The sequence below is a fragment of the Pseudomyxococcus flavus genome (assembly GCF_050038885.1).
Taxonomy (GTDB): domain Bacteria; phylum Myxococcota; class Myxococcia; order Myxococcales; family Myxococcaceae; genus Myxococcus; species Myxococcus flavus.
This window is the reverse complement of the sequence record NZ_CP143624.1, coordinates 5,988,022-6,005,227: the sequence shown is the minus strand read 5'-3', so window position 1 is coordinate 6,005,227 and position 17,206 is coordinate 5,988,022. Positions and strand designations below refer to the sequence as shown.

The following is a 17,206-nucleotide window of genomic DNA, read 5'->3' as shown; positions in this document are numbered from 1 at the left end:
GAAGTAATTGTCGCTGGTGGGGAGGAGTAATTGTCGCTGAGCAGTGGTGCGTGAAGAAGTCTCGTACGAGCGTCGCGTAGGAAGGGAAGAGCGTATTCATGTTCAAGCTGCCTCCTCAGCGTCGACCGTTTCAGCCATCTCTGCTGCAGGGTGACGCGCATAGCGATGGAACCGACCGGCGGTGGCTGACAACAAGGCAGGCACCGCGGAGAAGTACCAGTAGGTGGAATGGGGGTTCTTGTGCCCCATATAGGCACTGAGTGCCGGCAGGCGAGCCTCCACGTCCTCGCCTCGATGTACCCAGTCGAGAAGATGGCGCACAGCGAAGGTATGCCGAAGATCGTGGATGCGCGGCACCGGAGCGAGGGCATTCCAGCCCAGATGCCTACGAAGTCCGCGAAAGGCGAGTGTCACCCACTGATAGGTGAGGCCTGTTCCCTTGTTCTGCGTGAGAAAGAGCGCGTTGGACTTACGCCGCTTGTGGTGCACATCGCGCCTGCGCACGTAAGCCTCCAATGCAGCCAACGCATCTTGATGGAGCGGCAACACGCGGCCACTGGACGTCTTGTCCTTTCGGATGGTGAATGTGGCGCGCACAAAGTCCACATCGTCGCGCTGAGCCGCGAGTGCCTCGCCGATACGCATGCCGGTGGATGCGAGAAGTCCAAAAAGCGTGTAGTAGGTGAGCGGTCGCAGACCGCGTGTAGGTGTAAGGCACGCCGTGGCTGCGAGCAGACGCACCACTTCCTCGTCGGAGTAGATATGGATCTGTCTCCGCATCCCGGGCCGTCCCATCGCTTTGGGCGATGGCACCGGGGTGAGAGGTTCAGTGACAGCTAGGTGTTTCAGGAAGGGTCGTAAGGCGGAAAGACGGATATAGGCATAGCGGTGCGAGCCGTTCGGAGCGGAGGTGCACCAATCAAGGACAAAGTCAACGGATGGAATCTCTTGCAGGCCAAGACTGTCAACATGGCGAGCGAAGAGCAGTAGCTCCTCTCCGGAGGATCTCAGCGTAAAGTGCATGGCTCGCCGGATGGCTAGATAGCTCTGCACCTTCTGTGTCATGGAACTCCGGCCTGGCTGCCGAACACAGATGGTCGGTCCGCCCCCTAGAAGATTCGCGGTGGAATCAGCGTTGGGCGCTTTCACGCCACTCCCTCCTTACCGACCGGCAGTGGGAGTGCAAGGCCGCGCAGTGCCTCCACATCGAGGTGCGCGTAGTGTGCAGAGACGTCGAGTTCGCGGTGCCTCAGTAGGTCAGCGACTTCTTTCAATGGAGCGCCGGCGCTAACGAGTCGGGTCGCCATGGTGCGCCGGAAGTCATGGGCACCGAGTGCTCCCCTCTTGAGGCCAGCTGCGCGCGCCACTCGATAGCAAACGTGCCCGATTGTGTGAACGGGTAGTGGCTGCCCGACTGGGCGCTGGTGGCGTACAAAAATGTTCCTGCACCTTGTTTTCGGCCGGCCGAACCGCAGGTATCTGACGATAGCGTCACCCATGTTTGCAGGTAACGGCAGGACCGTCTCACGACGCTCTTTGGTTTTCCGCAATGTCACAGTGCCCTGACGGAAGTCGATGTCGTCGATGGAAAGGCGAGCGACGTCCGCGCGCCGCAGACCCAATTCAGCGAGACAGGTGAGAATGGCGCGATTGCGCAGCTTCGTTGGGGCATCACCCGAGGTGGCAGAAAACAGTAGCGCCAAATCCCCCGGGGAGACGAGGCGATGGAACGGCGGCTTGACACGGACGCTGCGGGCTGCTGGCACCGCGCGGACGAGAGCGGCTGCAGCGTCGTCCCCCTCCGCAGCAAGGAATCCAAAGAAGCTGCGCAGGCAGACCGCAAGCTGTCGCACCCGAGAAGGGCTCAGCACGCGGGCATTGTGGACCATCAGTGTACGCACGTCTTCAACGGAGAGCGCTGACGCGCTCATCGGTTTCTCATGAAAGTATGAGGCGAGATAGGTGCGCAGCAGGCGCTCGTGGTTCTTCTGGGTCGATGCCGTCACTCCCTTATGGATCCTGCGGAAGTTGTCGTAGCGTCCGAGCGCCTCTTCAAAGGGGGTCTTTTCGCGCTGCGGCACACCGACCGGTAAACCTGCGACCACCATCGCATCGAACAGGCGGATCGTCGCCGAGCGGTAGTTGGACCCCATGTGTGGACGTTTGCGCCTGCAGCGGCATGCCGTCCGATGCTCGTCGGCAAACGCGCGCAATGAGCCTTTAGTGAGTCCCTCCAACTCCAGATGGCCCCGCTCGATGCAGTAGAGAAGATGGGCTGCGCCCCTGAGATATCCGTGGATCGTTCGATGCATGAAGCCATCTGCGACGAGTCTTGCCGCTAGATGCCGGAGAACAACTACGTACGGCCCGCCACGGCGGATGAAATACAGCCGGCTACGTGCAAGGTAGTCCTCTCCATGCATGATTATGTGCCCCTCCGTATAGGGACGGTCGTGTCCCTATAAGTGTGTAGATGGCGAGGAGGGACGAGCGGGAAAGAGGGAAGCTCCTCGGTGAAACCAACCGAGCCGGTCTCCTCCTGGCAGAGGAGCCGAGGAGTTCCCCGACGTGGACGTTAGCGAGTTTGAAGCCCCCGCGCACGAAGAGGTGCAGGCCGACCTGCGGGCGCTTTTCCGCGGAGCCATCCGGATGACGCTGGAGGAAGAGGTACGGGAGTTGGTGGGGGCCGGCCGGTGGCAGCGGATGGTGGGCCGGGCGGACGTGCGCAACGGCAGCTACCTGCGCACGCTGGTGACGACGGCGGGGGCCGTGGACGTGGCGGTGCCACGCACGAGGCACAGTGGTAGCGCGGGGGACGTGCTGGGCCGCTACAAGCGGCGCAGCGGGGAACTCGACGAGGCGATTACCAGTGCGTACGTGCAGGGCGTCTCCACGAGGAAAATGGGCAAGGTGACACGGGCCCTCATGGGCGAGGACGTCTCGCGTTCGACGGTGAGTCGGGTGACACGGACGCTGGAGGAGAAGGTGGAGGGCTTGCGCACCCAGCCCCTCACCCAGGCCTTCCCCTACCTCTACCTGGATGCCACCTTCCTGGACGCCAGGTGGGCGCGCACGGTGCAGAACGTCTCGGCCCTGGTGGCCTATGGCGTGGGCGAGGATGGGCACCGGCACCTGCTGGCGGTGACGCTGGGAGGTAGCGAGTCGGTGGACTCCTGGCTGGACTTGCTGCGCCAGCTTCTGGAGCGAGGGCTGAAGGGCGTACGACTCGTCATCGCCGACGGGCACGCGGGCCTGGCCGCCGCGGCCCGCCAGGCCCTGCCCGAGGCGCGGCTGCAGCGCTGCACCGTGCACCTCACCCGGAACGTCCTCGCCAAGGCCCCCTGGAGGCTGCGCGGACGGCTGGGCAAGGAGACGTCGGCCGTCTTCGAGGCCGCCTCCCTTCAGGACGCCAGGAAGCGGCTGGAGGCCCTCCAGGAGGGATTGGGGCGGCAAGTCCCCGAAGCCATGGAGTGCCTGCGCGAGGGCTTCGCCGCCGCCACCTGCTTCTTCGCCTTCCCCAAGGCCCACTGGAAGCGCCTTCGCAGCACCAACGGCCTCGAGCGGCTCCACGGCGAGGTGAAGCGCCGCATCCGCTCCGTGGGCGCCTTCCCGGACCGCGCCAGCGCGCTGCGCCTCATCACCGCCGTCGCCCTCGAAGTCACCGGCGTCTGGGATGACCGCCGCTACCTCGACATGTCTCTGCTGAATTCAACCCCTGACACTGTCGCTGCTTGATGCCGCCAAGGAGCATCCCTCCCCCGAACCCCCTCCGAACCAACTACACAAGATTCGGGACTTGACCATAGGGACGAGTGTCGGAGGGAACTGCACTAATGGCGAATTTTCAGCGACTGCGGAGGACATCGATGGGGTCCCAAGAACGCTGGGCCCACGACCACAGTGCCTCTGACGTGCAGCGCTCGTCGGCAGCGGCGCTAAACGAACGATCTTGATTCTCGAACGGCCGCCAACGAAAGGCTGCCCGCTCGCTATGGCGCCAACCGGTGCCGCCGCGCAGGGAGCCCCCTCTGAGCGAAGTCCTCCGCGCAGTCACAAGGCGCTAACCGCCTGGAACCACGACCGGACTCGGCCGATCGAGAATCGCGAACTTCGGTTTAGAAGCGGATGACATCGTAGAGAGCGTGCAATCCTGGTTAGACTCACTCATGCCCCTAGACCTCCATGAACAACTGAAAGCGCTAGAAACTTGCGTTGCCGAAGTAGAACAGCACGACAACGAGATTCGGCAGAAGGTGTTGGAGTTGAGCGAGCGCCTAGCAGACTTCTGTGCCCGCGCTGGCATCAGTTTCTCGACTGAGGACTTCGACCTCGAAGAGTTCGGCACCGATGAGAAGGTCTTCGGGTACCTGGGGGCGTCGGAGTCAGGGCTCACGCTGCACTTCAGATCAACCCTCGATATTTTCGGCGACGACTTCGATCCATACGAGGAGCCGAAATACACTGTGGCGACGCCTGAGACGTGGGACGCCAACTGGCTTCGCCGTGCGGCCACAGAAGAACGGCTTAAAGAGGTAGTCGGGGGGTTGGTTGCGCAGGCACAGAGCCTGCTGGAGGGCCGGTCACGGACAGCAGAAAGCGTTCGCCATGCTGCTGCGGGGCCTGCCGCTACGGCTGCATCAGAACTCGCGGTGGTGGCACGAGACCTTTCATTCCCGAGAGTGATCGAGCACTGGGCCCGCGCCCAGCGGAAGGTATCGACTGAACCGGCAAGCGCAGCAACTGCTGCCTGTACTCTAGTCGAGACGGTCCTCAAGCACATCATCGAAAGACTCGAGCTGCAGGCTCCCGCGGAAATGACCGTAACAAAGCTCTACCATGTAGTTGCAGGTGCTCTCGACATCCGAGTCGACCGCAACAACGAACTGCACAACATAGCGAGAGCTCTGAATGGCGCCATCAGCAACCTAGGTGCTTTTCGCTCGGAAGCCGGGGACGCCCACGGTCGCAGCCCTGACCAGAAAGACCCCAGTGTCGAGGAGGCCGAGTTCGTGGTGAACACCGCCGGTGCAGTTGCCATGTTCTTAATGCGTCGCCTTTCGAGAACCGCGCAGACGGCGTCTTCGGCCGCAGGTTCACCCGCCACAAAGACCGACAATCCGCCTGGCACAGACGGACAGTAGGAAGTGACGGTGCGCTTATTGTCTAATGCAGGGAGGCTGCGGGGTGAGCCTTCCTGGCTGTGAGCAAGGCAAGGTGGCGCGTGGACATCACAAAGGTCGAGCAACCGCCCTTGTTGCCTCGGCCTGAGCCCCACTATCACCAGTTCGAACGACAACTCCGCTCGCTACCCCGCCCCACCAAAACCTCTGCGCACAACGTGCTCCATCCAGGACGGCCAAAGGGGGGCCCGTGCGTCGGCGATCAGGCACAGCTGAATCGCTAGGACAGAGAACGAGCAACCTATTATCACGCGCGCCTCCCTACCCTGCCGCAGCAGGCCCCCCTTTAGACGCGGAATACCGTTCAACGCTGCATAACACCGCTCTGCTATCGACGAGCAGGTAGACCCCGCTGGCCACGACATGGAGGGTGCCTCCCTTGTCCCGGGTCAGGAAGAGGATGCCGCCCACCAGCGCCACCGCCGCCAGGATTCCCAGTTCACGCTTCGTGAGCCACTGCGTCTTCAGCACCTCCTCCGAGCGCGGTGGGGGTGGGGGCTCGTACGCACCGAGCAGGGTGTCACTGTTCGGCGGGGGACTGGTCCGGATGTACCGGGCGTACACCCACGTCCCGAGAAGTCCCAGTGCCAGAAGGGCCACAAGGACCTCCACGGCGACGCCGTTACGATGCAGCAAGAAGAGCGCGGTGCCGGTGGTCGCGAAAATCTGCTTGCGCCTGATGCGAGCGAGCACGTCCACGGCTTCCCCCCTGAAGTGGCCTTTCCGCCAACCAAGTCCAACAACTGTCGTTCGAAAGACTTCGCGGTACGTCGCCTACCCGAGGTCAGACCGGCTCGTGGCAAACCGCTTCGATGTTGTGCCCGTCTGGCCCGATGACGAACGCCGCATAGTAGTTCGCGTGGTACCTCGGGCGCAGCCCTGGCGCTCCGTTGTCCTTGCCTCCTGCCTCCAGCGCCGCGCGATAGAACGCATCGACCTGTTCACGACTCTCGGCCATGAACGCCAGATGGAGAGGCGCTGGCTTCTCTTCGGCCGGAATGAGAATCAAGGAGGGGACACCCTTCCCCGCCAGTTCGATACCGTCACTCACCTCCATGTGGACGGTGACGCCGAGCGGTTCGAGCGCCTTGAGAAAGAACGCTCTACTTGCTGCATAGTCGCTGACGCCGAATTTGACGTGGTCGAACATGGCTCTTCCTGACGTGAATGTGGACGCGTGAGGCGCACCAGCGGAAACAGCTCCTGGGGATGGTGCCAGGAAGACGCCGCGCTCAACATCTACGCAGTGTGGAAGGTCGACATCCGCCCACCGGAGATGCCAAGGGGCTGACTGTGTCCTCTACACCTTCGATTGGGTCCCCGAGCTGCCTCGGGGCTATGTGCGGGACCTGCGTGTGCGTTGGGCGCTGGAGGAGGCCGGGCTGCCCTACCGGGTGCAGGGCGTGCCGTTCAAGAACCGCGGCGACCTGCACTTCGCGCACCATCCGTTCGGTCAGGTGCCCTGGTTGACCGACGGGGACATCTCGATTTTCGAAAGCGGTGCGATCCTCCTGCACCTGGGGGAGCGGAGCCAGACGCTGATACCGTCCGACCCACGTGGCTTGGACTGGGCCGGGCTGCTGCGCAGGACGTTCGCCCTGGATGTGTTCGCGTGCTTGAGAAGTGGCGGCAGGCAGCGGGTCTTGGCGTACGTAAAGGAAGCAGGAGGGGTGAGAGCGGCTCTGGAGCACCTGGGGTTGCCCACCGCGAGTGCGCACCTGGCCCCTGCGCGAGGGCCGCCCCAGAGCGCGTGGTGTTGAAGCTCAAGCCGCCACAGCCAGCCAAGAGAGCCAGGCATCTGCCGCGCCCCTCCTGGGGAAGCGGCTGGGCTGGGCAGGCGTGTGTCTGCTGGTGATGAAAGGCTTCTGCGCCTGCTCGGGGTGCGACTCATGGGCTCCCCGTCAGCGTCCCTCACCTCCCGCTCTGCTCCCGCACGTTACGCCCAAGAGGGCTCCTGTCCTTCCCATGCTCGCAAGCGCCGGGGCTACTTCTTCATGACGGGCGACGGGCGGCCCTACGGCTTTGTCTCGCGCAAGCAGGTGAATCAGCGCATCGGCGACACGCTGGAGCAGGACCTGCCGGTGACGCAGGTGGTGGACGAGCTGCAGCTCACCTACGAGCCATTCGTTCTCATCCCGGACCTCGCGCGGCGGCGCAACTGCGAGCGCGACTGGCGGGAGCTGCTCGGCGACCGCGTCATCTGCCTGGAGGACCCCACCGACACCGTGGAGGTGGCGGCGGGGCTGGTGGGGCTGTGCGAGGGCGCGTTCTCCGACCTCGCTGCGCTCGCCCGGCACTTGAAGAAGCAGGACCTGTCGCGGCAGCGGCTGGGCGCCGTCATCCGCGCGCTCACGCCCTTCGCGGCGACGCTGGGATGGGACGGCATTCCCCCGGCCCGAGTTGGAGGACGAGCAGCTGCCCACGAACGACGACAACTCGGGGCACCGGCGCCTGCGCTGATTCTTAGCCGCTTCCGCGTCGCGAGCGGAAGGACCTCGCGGTCATTGGCACCCCATGAGCCGGTTTTCACCTGGGCACAACCAGACTCGGGCGCCTGTTTCGAATAGAGCGTCAGGACGTCCGACCTCCCCGCGACAGGTGCCGCATGCCTCTCCCCAGACTGACTCTGCTTTCCGCCGTTCTGCTCACGGGCTGTGCGACCAGTCCCGCCGCGAACCACACTGAATCCAAGCCCGCTCCCGCGGCGTCAGCGCCCGCCGAGCCACGCAGCGTCCGTGAAGCGCTCGCCCGGGAAATCACCGCGCAGTTGCCGCACAAGCCCGTGGAGGCCGAGGGAGTCCTCTTCCGGGGCAAGGTGCTGGCCGCGGGTACGCCGGAGCTGATGAAGCGCCCCAATGGGGTGACCATCCTCACCCTCCCGATTGGGACCTCCGAGCCGGTCACCTGTCTCTTCTACACGAGCGCCATCGATGCCGGCGCCGCGGTGAGGAGCCTGCTCGAGTCACTCCTCGATGACGTCACTGTGGAGCGGGTGCGCGCCACGGACGTCAAGTCCTTCACGGGCAGCCCCGCCATGTACCTAGAAGGTGACTACTCGCGAGGCGCCGCTCCAGTCGTGGAGGTGGGTCGCATCAAGGTGATGGTCCACGCGGACCCCGTGCTCCCCAAGACCTGCTTCCACAACGAGCTGGGATACACGAAGGCCTTCCTCGACGTCACCGAGTCCATCGCCACGGGCCTCACCTCCACGGCGCCGGAGCAGCCGGTGGCGCCCTACTACAGCGACGTCCAGGTGTTGCGGCTGGGCGACGTACCCCTCGGGTTCCAGTACACGGCGCTCTTCGGCTCCAAGGCGGGCGGGAGCATCCTTGAGGTCAGCACCACGATGGTGCGTCCCGGGGCCCCGGTCCAGCTCCAGTTCCAGGACACCAACATCACGGAGCAGGCGGACATCTCGGGAGTGCTCGTCGCCAAGAGCTATTCCAAGCGGGTCAACGACACGGTCGCCGCGAATGTGCGCCTGCGCCGGGAGCAGAACGGGAGCTACGGCGTCTCGGGTCAGGTGGCCGCCAAGGAGGTGCAGGCTCAGTTCGGGGGCGAACTCATCGGCGAGGTGGGGCTCGCCGCGCGGCTCCGCGAGGGCCTGCTGAAGGGCCAGGGTGACGCGCTCGAGGCCCTGCTGTGGGTGCCTCCCGCCGACGCGTCCGCACCGACGAAGCTGGTCATCCGCCCCCGCGAGGAGGCGGGAGCCCGCGCCGCCACGATGGAGCTGGGCCCGATGTCCGTGAAGGTGGAGCTTGACGCCCACGGCTTCCCCCAGCGGACGGAAATCCCCTCGGGAAGCGCCACTGTCGTCCAGGAGCGGCTGTCCCAGACTGGCGAGCCGTAGCGGCAGGCGGGCGTCGAACAAAAAGGGGCAGCGTCCAGGTTCGACGCGGCCCTGGACGCGGGCGGTTGTGAATGCACCGTGCGATGCTGTGGGCCGTGCCCACCTCACGCACACGCCCCTGGCCATGCGGGTGGAGGCCAGCTACCTCGCGGAGCGCGGCGTGCCGGGCGCGCTGGAGTTGGCGCGCGAAAAACGACTGTCGCCCGCGGCTGGAGATGAAAGGCTTCTGCGCCTGCTCGGCGTGCGGCTCATGGGCTCCCCGTCAGCGTCCCTCACCTCTCGCTCTGCTCCCGCACGCTACGCCCAAGAGGGCTCCTGTCCTTCCTATGCTCGCGGTCGGTTCGAGCTTGCCCCGGCTCCTGCGGGCGCTGCGTAGGGCAGGAGTCCGTCGGAAGGAAAGCCTGGCTCTTCGCCGGAAGCGATGACCATGCCGAGCGGGCCGGCCACTTCTTCACCCTCATCGCCACCGCGCGGCTGCACGGACTCGAGCCGGAGGCCTACCTGCGCGACGTCCTGCGCGTGCTGGCCCACTGGCCCCGCGAGCGCTACCTGGAATTCGCCCCCAAGTACTGGGCCACCACGCGCGCTCGCCTCCTCCCCGCCGAACGTTAGAGAACTTCTGGCGACCTACTTGGCCGCACCCGAAGGCCCTGCCGGCGCTTCTGCTCAGCGAACGTCGCCTGCATCTTGGGGTGGGCGAACAGCTCGAGCGCCCGCGTCAGCAGGGCCTTGACCGGCTCGGTGCGACGAACGAACGGACGGACGGACTGCCCCTCATCGGGGCCCGAATCCTTCTGAAGCCAGGTTGTTTCAACCACCCGCGATGCACTCACTCAAGCTGGGTTGGAGCGTGGAAGGCCTGGGGCGGCGGACGACCCTGAATGTCAGGATAAGGGCCCTGTAGCTGCGCCCAACGGCTTGCCAGGACAAACAAGACTTCTCGCGCGAAGTCGCCTCGCAGCGCCAGGGCGGGGCTCGCCAACCCCGCCCCCACCAGACGTGCGCAGCCCTTGAGCCAAGTCAGCCAGTTCGGGCGCCGTCCCAGATAACGAGCCTCAAGGGTCTTCTCGCTGCGCACCACACCCACGATGAGCCGCAGGAAGTACCGCGTCTCGAACCGGGCGCGTGGAATCAGGTGCCACACCTTCAACCCGGGCGCGTAGACGCGGTGATAGCCCGCCTTGCCGAGCAGGTACCCGAGCTCGATGTCTCCTCCGCTCAGCAGCCGCTTGCCGAGACGGTCCGGCATCAACTGCTCCGGGGTTCGCCAGGGAACCGCCTCCAGGAAGGCCTCGCGGCGCAGCCACAGCCCCGCCCCAATCGTGGGTGCGAGCGTTGCCTCCGCGCCGAAGTCAATTCGCGCATCTCCCAGTCGGTGGTTGATGGCGAGCAGGTGCTCGCGCCGGGAGATGCTGGCCGGGGGGGGGACCTCATAGCGTGGATAGAGCCGGGAGATGACGACGCCGAGGCCCGGGACCTCGAACTGCGCCAACCCGTCGCGGACGAAGTTCGGCTCCGGGACGTTGTCGTCATCGAGGAAGCAGACGACATCGCGACGCGCGCTCAGCACGCCACACAAACGCGCGAAGAGCAGTCCCTGGCGGGCCTCGTGGACCACCCTCACGTCCACGCCACGCTCGCGCAGCCCGGCGACGGCCGCGCTCCCTTCGACGACGCGCGCCGTGCCGTCCGTCGAGTTGTTGTCCACGACGACCACCTCGAAGTGCTCCGAGGCCGCCTGCTGCGCGAGCAGTGCTTGAAGCGGGGCTTCGACCCTCGCCGCGCCGTTGTATGTGGGGATGACCATCGTGACACCGGGCTGGCTCATCTCCGCGTCCCCTCCTCGCGAGGACGGGCCCAGAGCAGGCCATTCACGTCCCCGCTCCAGAGTCCGGGAGTGACGTCATAGCCGAGTGACTCGAGTGTCCGTTCGGTCCAGGTCTTCCCATCGGGCCGCGCCTGGGTGCAGTGCCACTCCATGACGAGCGTGCGAATCCGCAGGCGCGCGAAGCGTGGGTCGCCCAGCAGCGCGTACTCGCCGCCCTCGATGTCCATCTTGAGCAGGTCGATGGGCCCAGTGCCGACCGTGTCGAAGAAGTCCACGAGCGGGACGCTCAGCGCCCGGCCTCCGTCCGCATCCACGATGGAGGAGCGGCTCTCCGCGTCGAGCAGCGCGATGTGGCCCGAGCCGACGCCCGCCGCGGCCCGATGGACGAGCACCCGGGACGTCAAACCGTTGAGCGCCAGGTTGTGCTCCAGCATCGCCAGATGGACGGGGTGGGGCTCGAAGGCGACGACCTGGGCGCGTGGGTAGTGACGCGCCCAGAAGAGCAGCGAGTGTCCGCAGTTGGCGCCGACATCGACGATGCGTTGGATGGGCGCCGCGGGAAGGGGAAAGGGAGGGCGATACACCTCGGCCACGAACACCTCGTAGGCCGTAGCGAGGTCCTCCGCGGGAGGAGGCCGCAGCGACAGCCGCTCCCCCGAGCGCAGCCTCACCGTCACCTTGCGTCCCCGGGGTAGGGCCCGCCACGCGAGGTACCGCAGCTGGCTCAGGGGCGTCAGTTGGTCCCGCAGTCGTGCCATAAGGTTCCTACGGAGAGGGTTCTTGCGTGGTCAGCTCATCACGAAGTGACGGGGTTGGCATGGCGTGAGGTGCCTTGGAGGACGCCCATCGTGCCAGCAGTTGGTCCCGCATTCGCAGACAGGGGCGCTCCACCGCGACGTAGGTCACCCAGGCCACGCCCAGCACCGCCGAGATGAACGCGAGCAGGTCCAGCCCCCAAGCGCCCAGGCTCAGTCCCAGCCGCTCGAAGACCCGGACCATCAGGCCATGCCAGAGGTAGGCCCCATAGGACAGCACGGCGACCTGATAGGTCCCCCATCGAGGCCAGGGAGGGAGTCGGAGGGACTCGAGGCCCACCAGCACTCCGCCAAACCCCACGGCGAGCCCGGTGGAAATCCACACATGGCTCGCCGCCGTGACGAAGGCGCCATATCGCCACAGCGTCAGGGCCAACACCCCGGCGCCGAACGCGCCACACGCGACACGCCACCGCTGGGGCCAGACCTTCCAGGTGGGCGCCGTCCGCGCGAGGAACACCCCGATGCCGAGCCCATCCAGATGCTGATCGGTGGACCACGGCGCGAGCTCCGGGAACCGGCTTATGAGGCTATCCGGGGGGAGCCCATGGCTGAAGCGCCAGCGCGCCACGATGCTGAGGGCCACCAGGAGCAACCAGGCTCCCGCGGGCCAGCGTCGCCCTCCGAGCGCGAAGGCGAGCACGGGCAGCACCAGGTAGAAGTGTTCCTCCACGCAGAGCGACCAGCTCTGCACGAAGTCACGGGGCATCTCGAAGTTCTGGAGGAACAACGCGTAGTGCCAGCCCCCCAGGAAGGGGGCCCCCACCAGCCAGGGCTTGAGCGCGTAGACCGCGAGCACGACGAAGTAGAGCGGCAGCGTGCGCATCCACCGCTTCGTCCAGAAGGTCCTCAGCCGCCCGCCCAGCGAGGTGTCCATGTCGGGCCCGAAGACCTGCCGGCCCACGAGGTATCCCGAGAGGACGAAGAAGAGGTTCACGCCCGTCCAGCCATGCGCGAAGGCGAGGCGGATGGTGGAAGGAACGGCCTCATGGACGACGGCGGGAGCATGGAAGAGCAGCACGCCCAGAATCGCGCAGGCTCGCAACAGGTCCAGCCCATCCATTCGCCGCGAGGACGCTGATGCGGGGCTGGCGGTGGGCGAGGAGGCCATGTGAACGTGAGGGCATTATGTCCCCCACCCCGAGGTCGTCAACAGCCGCCGAAGGGCGGCCTGGCCGCGGGGCTGGCGAGGGGGAGGCGAGCGCAGGGAGGTCGATGTCATCCCTGGCACGCCGAGGTGGGCACCGAGCAGCCACCGCCATGACCACTGAGGCCTCGTGGAAGACACCACCCCCGCATGCGCGCTCGCTGGCTGAGCTGCTGGGATTGTCCTCGAGATATGGCACAACACCGTTCATCGGGCGTCAGGATGCCTACGACGCCGCCCTGTGCGCGAGCTCTTCGCCACGATCGACTGCGGGCTGCTGCGTCGTCGTCTTCGCTCGCAAGCAGAGGCCCGAATGAGGTACCGGGCTGCGGCTTGACGGCGAAAGCCCGTGGTCTGCTCCCCAATTTTCGGACCCGTTGAAGCGTGAGAGAGTCCTCGCGGCCAGGAGGTAGGTCGGTCGTGAGGAAGGGCAGGTTTACCGAGGAGCAGATGGTCCGCATCCTGCGGGAGGCTTAAGGCCCCTGGCGCCAGCGTGGTGGAGGTGGCCCGGAAGCACGGCGTCGCCGAGCAGACGCTCTACCGGTGGCGGCAGAAGTTCGGCGGCATGGAGGCCGGCGACGCGACTCGGCTCAAGGAACTGGAGAAGGAGAACGCGCGGCTGAAGAAGCTGCTGGCCGAGAGGGACCTCGAAATCGAGGTCATGAAGGAAATCTCCACAAAAAATGGTGAGCGCGCCTGTTCGCCTCCAGCAGGTGCGGTACGCCGAGGAGCGAGGCGTGTCGCAGCGCCGAGCGTGCGCGCTGCTACAAGTGGCCCGCAGCAGCTTGGGCTATGCCAGCCGGAAGGAGGCCAGGGACGCGGCCCTGGTGGAGAAGCTGCGTGGCATCGCGCGAGCACGCCCCCGATTCGGCTATCGGCGGGCTTGGGCCCTGCTGCGACGTGATGGGCCTGCCGTCAACGTGAGGCGGGTACACCGGCTCTGGAGGAAGGTGGGGCTGTCGCGCTCTCGCAGGAGGCCGAAAAAGCGCCTTCGTCTCGGGCAGCCGCGGCAGCCGAAGGCCGAGGGCGTCAACTCCGTATGGGCCTGGGATTTCGTGCACGACGCATGCGCCAATGGGCAGAAGCTCAAGTGCCTTACGGTCGTGGACGAGCACAGCCGCGAGTGCCTGGCCATCGACGTGGCCGGGCGCATCAGCGTCAGGCGAGTCATCGAGGTGCTCTCGCGCCTGGTGGCGGTGCACGGGCCGCCGAAGTACCTGAGAAGCGACAACGGCCCGGAGTTCATCGCCAAGGCCCTGCGCAGGTGGCTGGAGGCCAGCGGCATCCAGACGGCCTACAGCGACCCGGGCAAGCCCTGGCAGAATGGCACCAACGAGCGCTTCAACGGCCGCTTCCGCGACGAGTGCCTGTCTGCGGAGTGGTTTGCCAGCAGGAGGGAGGCCGTCGTCCTCATCGAGGCATGGCGGCGCGACTGCAACGAGAAGCGGCCCCATAGCAGTCTGGGCTACAAGACACCCGCGGAGGTCGGAGCTCGCCGTGCCCATGCCGGCCCCGCTGCATCATCCCCCGAGCACGGTATCAGCAGCGCCGCAGGACTCTCGTAACTCGTGACCCGAAGAACGGGGGCAGATCACACCCTCCTCCATCCCCTGGCCATGCGGGTGGAGGCCAGCTACCTCGCGGAGCGCGGCGTGCCGGGCGCGCTGGAGCTGGCGCGCGAAACAAGAAGCCGCTGGAGCTGAACCCAAAGAACGACAACGCCGTGAAGAAGCTGCGCGAGCTCGGCGCGGCGTCGGCCACGGCGAAGTAGCGCGCGGCGCTCAGGGGCCTACGCCATCTCGTCGCTCAGCCGCGCGGCCTGGGTCAGCAGGTAGTCGCGCTCGGGCAGGCTCGTGGTGCGCTCGGCCGCCTTCCGGTAGTGGACTACCGCCGCGCCCGTCTTCCCCGCGCGCTCCAGCAGGTGCGCGCGCACCGCGTCGAGCCGGTGGTTCCCCTCCAGCCGGCCCTCCCTGGCCAGCCCCTCCAGCAGCGACAGCCCGGCCTGCGGCCCGTGCACCATCGCCGTCGCGATGGCGTGGTTGAGCGCCACCATCGGGTTGTCCATCAGCCCCATCAGCACCCCGTAGAGCGCCAGCACCTGCGGCCAGTCCGTGTCCTCCGCACGCGACGCCTCGTCATGCACCGCCGCGATGGCCGCCTGCACCTGGTACATCCCCACCGAGCCCCTCGACAGCGTCGCGGAGATGAGCGCGATGCCCTCCGCAATCATCCCCGCGTCCCACAGGCTCCGGTCCTGCGCGTCGAGCGGAATCAGCTCACCCGCGGGCCCCGTCCTCGCCGCCCTCCGCGCGTCCGTGAGCAGCATCAGCGCCAACAGCCCCGCCACCTCGCCGTCCTCCGGCAGCAGCGTGTGCAACATCCGCGTCAGCCGAATCGCCTCGCCCGACAGGTCCGTGCGGTGCAACTCCGGCCCTGAGGTGGCCGTGTAGCCCTCGTTGAAGATGAGGTAGAGCACGTGCAGCACCGCGCCCAGCCGCTGCGCGCTCTCCTCCGGCGTGGGCTTCTGGAACGGCACCCCGGAGCTCTTGATGCTCTGCTTGGCCCGGCTGATGCGCTGGGCCATCGTCGCCTCGGGCATGAGGAAGGCCTTGGCGATTTCCGCCGTCGTCAACCCGCCCACTGCGCGCAAGGTCAGCGCGATGGCCGACGCCGTGGACAGCGCCGGGTGACAGCACATGAACAGCAGCACGAGCGCGTCATCCCGGCCCGCCAGTTCGTCGCCATCCAGGGACATCACGAGCTGGAGCTCCGGCGGCACCAGGCTGACCACCAGCTCCTCACGGTGGCGGCGCGCGGTCTCCGCGCGCACGTGGTCCGTGATTCGCCGCGAGGCGACCTGAATCAGCCAGGCGCGCGGGTCGTCCGGCACGCCCTCGCGAGGCCACTGCAGGGCCGCCGCGAGCAGCGCTTCCTGCACCGCGTCCTCCGACGCTCCGAAGTCCCGAAACCGCCGAATGACCGCGCCGAGCACCCGCGGCGCGTGCTCGCGCAACAGGCGCTCGATGCGAATGTCCCTCGACTCTGTCATCACATCAAGTCGGGCGGAGGACCGCTCATCACCTGGCGGACCTCGATGGGCATGTTCATCGGCTTGCCGCCGAGCCCAGGCGCCGCCGAGGCCTCCGCGGCGATGGCGTAGGCCCGCTCCGGGCTGTCCACCTCGATAATCCAGTAGCCCGCGAGGAACTCCTTCGACTCCGGGAACACGCCATCGGTGATGGGCTTGCCGTCCGCGCCCGCGCGCACGCGCCTGGCCTGGTCCGGTCCCGCCAGCCCCTCGGCCGCCACCAGCTCCCCCGTCTCCCCGAGCTTCGTCGCGAAGCCCGCCATGAACGCGATGTGCGCCTGGAGGTCCTTCTTCGGCCAGCTCATCACCTGGTACGGACCGCCGCTCGGGGTGTTCATCATCAGCATGTACTTCATCTTCATGGTGGCTCTCTCTTCTTTGGGCCTCCGCGCCCCGGCATTGGGTGCGCGTTCATTGGGATGTCGGAGCCACGCGCGAGGTCTCGACATCGCCCCCTGAAGATTATCGGCGGGCCTCGCAAGTCAGCGGAACAACTGTGTTCTTCCGCTTCGGGAGCCGCCCGCGACGCGCCGCATTATCGGCGCAATTTCAGAGGACCTTGCCCGGACGCAGCCCCCATGGGGTACACGCCTGCCCAGACCGCGCTCCCTTCAGGTGCGTACCAGGGGCCTGGACCTCTTGGCGCCTATTGAGCCTCAACACCCCGCGGCCTGGGGTGGCCCACGGCGAGTGCGCACCTGGCCCCTGCGCGAGGCCCCCCAGAGCGCGTGGGGTGTTGAAGCTCAAGCCGCCACAGCCAGCCAACAGAGCTAGAGACGCCAGAGGGGCACACTGAGGGCACATGAAGAAAACGAGGACAAGGAAAAGCCCAGCAACCCGATTGGATTGCTGGGCTCGTTCTTCTCAGTGGAGGCGGCGGGAATCGAACCCGCGTCTTCCCGAGGGAATGGCCTCGTCCTCAGAGGTGAATGCGTCGAAGTACGCGCCTGATTACGCGATTCAGCCTCTTGTTGGCTCAAGAGGACGTAGCAACGTAGCAATTTCCCCTCTGGCGCCCCTCTCTGCTGAGGTCGCCGAGTACCGGCGCAAGGTGCCGCCCCACGAAGGCTGCCGCGCCTGTGCTGGGAGCTTCAAGCGCGTCCGGCAGGCCTGCCTCTACCATTCCATCGGTGCCGCGGTTGCCGAGGTGCGCGAACTGCGCGCCCGCGTCGCGGACGCTAGACGGGAGTCCAAGGCCCAGGACGCAACGAGCACGAGCAAGGGTGCCGCTGGCGCCCCGATGACGCACTCCACGGTGAAGGCAGGCAGGCGCGCGACGAGCGCGACGGACTGACACG

At 66.4% G+C, this 17,206-nt stretch carries 16 protein-coding genes and 1 pseudogene; 8 read left to right on the top strand and 9 right to left on the bottom strand.

All coding sequences use genetic code 11. The annotated features are described in order from the left end of the window. Positions 1-102: 102 nt before the first annotated feature. Positions 103-1,065, bottom strand: coding sequence for a tyrosine-type recombinase/integrase (locus VZL07_RS25340; RefSeq protein WP_426750244.1), 963 nt, complete (start codon positions 1,063-1,065; stop codon positions 103-105). An 80-nt stretch (positions 1,066-1,145) separates the two neighbouring features. Then, positions 1,146-2,312: a tyrosine-type recombinase/integrase gene (locus VZL07_RS25335; RefSeq protein WP_426750243.1), complete on the bottom strand. Its 1,167-nt coding sequence runs from the start codon at positions 2,310-2,312 to the stop codon at positions 1,146-1,148. Between the two features lie 256 nt (positions 2,313-2,568). Between VZL07_RS25335 and VZL07_RS25330 the strand changes: the two genes are divergently transcribed. Continuing rightward, complete coding sequence (locus VZL07_RS25330) at positions 2,569-3,735, top strand: IS256 family transposase (RefSeq protein ID WP_426750241.1); 1,167 nt, start codon at positions 2,569-2,571, stop codon at positions 3,733-3,735. 431 nt (positions 3,736-4,166) lie between these two features. Then, positions 4,167-5,141 (top strand): abortive infection family protein, encoded by a 975-nt coding sequence (locus VZL07_RS25325; protein ID WP_426750240.1) that lies wholly within the window; start codon positions 4,167-4,169, stop codon positions 5,139-5,141. 300 nt (positions 5,142-5,441) lie between these two features. On the opposite strand, the gene VZL07_RS25320 is transcribed toward VZL07_RS25325, so the two are convergent. Together VZL07_RS25320 and VZL07_RS25315 are read right to left on the bottom strand one after the other, a co-directional pair. Continuing rightward, complete coding sequence (locus tag VZL07_RS25320) at positions 5,442-5,873, bottom strand: hypothetical protein (protein WP_426750238.1); 432 nt, start codon at positions 5,871-5,873, stop codon at positions 5,442-5,444. A gap of 91 nt (positions 5,874-5,964) precedes the next feature. Then, positions 5,965-6,330, bottom strand: a complete 366-nt coding sequence (locus tag VZL07_RS25315) for a VOC family protein (RefSeq protein ID WP_426750236.1) — start codon at positions 6,328-6,330, stop codon at positions 5,965-5,967. A 190-nt stretch (positions 6,331-6,520) separates the two neighbouring features. Here VZL07_RS25315 and VZL07_RS25310 point away from each other — a divergent pair, with 190 nt between their 5' ends. From VZL07_RS25310 to VZL07_RS25295, 4 genes are all read left to right on the top strand, one after another. Beyond that, positions 6,521-6,940 carry a glutathione S-transferase N-terminal domain-containing protein gene (locus tag VZL07_RS25310; RefSeq protein WP_426750235.1) on the top strand — a complete coding sequence of 140 codons (420 nt, stop codon included), beginning with the start codon at positions 6,521-6,523 and terminating at the stop codon, positions 6,938-6,940. 234 nt (positions 6,941-7,174) lie between these two features. Continuing rightward, positions 7,175-7,747: a hypothetical protein gene (locus tag VZL07_RS25305; protein ID WP_426750233.1), complete on the top strand. Its 573-nt coding sequence runs from the start codon at positions 7,175-7,177 to the stop codon at positions 7,745-7,747. Positions 7,748-7,785: 38 nt separating this feature from the next. Further along, entirely contained in the window at positions 7,786-9,030 is a 1,245-nt protein-coding gene (locus tag VZL07_RS25300) for a hypothetical protein (protein WP_426750232.1), read from the top strand. Positions 9,031-9,345: 315 nt separating this feature from the next. Then, positions 9,346-9,642 carry a transposase domain-containing protein gene (locus tag VZL07_RS25295; RefSeq protein ID WP_426757375.1) on the top strand — a complete coding sequence of 99 codons (297 nt, stop codon included), beginning with the start codon at positions 9,346-9,348 and terminating at the stop codon, positions 9,640-9,642. A 217-nt stretch (positions 9,643-9,859) separates the two neighbouring features. On the opposite strand, the gene VZL07_RS25290 is transcribed toward VZL07_RS25295, so the two are convergent. From VZL07_RS25290 to VZL07_RS25280, 3 genes are read right to left on the bottom strand one after another with little or no spacing between them, the layout of a single operon-like run. Further along, the gene (locus VZL07_RS25290; RefSeq protein ID WP_426750230.1) at positions 9,860-10,858 is read right to left on the bottom strand and encodes a glycosyltransferase; all 999 of its coding nucleotides are present in this window, start codon (positions 10,856-10,858) and stop codon (positions 9,860-9,862) included. Beyond that, positions 10,855-11,616: an FkbM family methyltransferase gene (locus VZL07_RS25285; RefSeq protein WP_426750228.1), complete on the bottom strand. Its 762-nt coding sequence runs from the start codon at positions 11,614-11,616 to the stop codon at positions 10,855-10,857. The genes VZL07_RS25290 and VZL07_RS25285 overlap by 4 nt, the downstream gene beginning before the upstream one ends. A 7-nt stretch (positions 11,617-11,623) precedes the next feature. Continuing rightward, positions 11,624-12,784 (bottom strand): acyltransferase family protein, encoded by a 1,161-nt coding sequence (locus tag VZL07_RS25280; RefSeq protein ID WP_426750226.1) that lies wholly within the window; start codon positions 12,782-12,784, stop codon positions 11,624-11,626. A gap of 456 nt (positions 12,785-13,240) precedes the next feature. Between VZL07_RS25280 and VZL07_RS25275 the strand changes: the two are divergent. Both VZL07_RS25275 and VZL07_RS25270 read left to right on the top strand, forming a co-directional pair. After that, a pseudogene (locus VZL07_RS25275) lies at positions 13,241-14,385 on the top strand (IS3 family transposase). A gap of 3 nt (positions 14,386-14,388) precedes the next feature. Then, entirely contained in the window at positions 14,389-14,523 is a 135-nt protein-coding gene (locus tag VZL07_RS25270) for a hypothetical protein (protein WP_426750225.1), read from the top strand. Between the two features lie 86 nt (positions 14,524-14,609). Here VZL07_RS25270 and VZL07_RS25265 read toward each other — a convergent pair whose 3' ends face one another. Next, the gene (locus VZL07_RS25265) at positions 14,610-15,869 is read right to left on the bottom strand and encodes an RNA polymerase sigma factor (protein ID WP_426750224.1); all 1,260 of its coding nucleotides are present in this window, start codon (positions 15,867-15,869) and stop codon (positions 14,610-14,612) included. After that, positions 15,869-16,270: a YciI family protein gene (locus tag VZL07_RS25260; protein WP_090490042.1), complete on the bottom strand. Its 402-nt coding sequence runs from the start codon at positions 16,268-16,270 to the stop codon at positions 15,869-15,871. The genes VZL07_RS25265 and VZL07_RS25260 overlap by 1 nt, the downstream gene beginning before the upstream one ends. Positions 16,271-17,206: the final 936 nt, after the last annotated feature.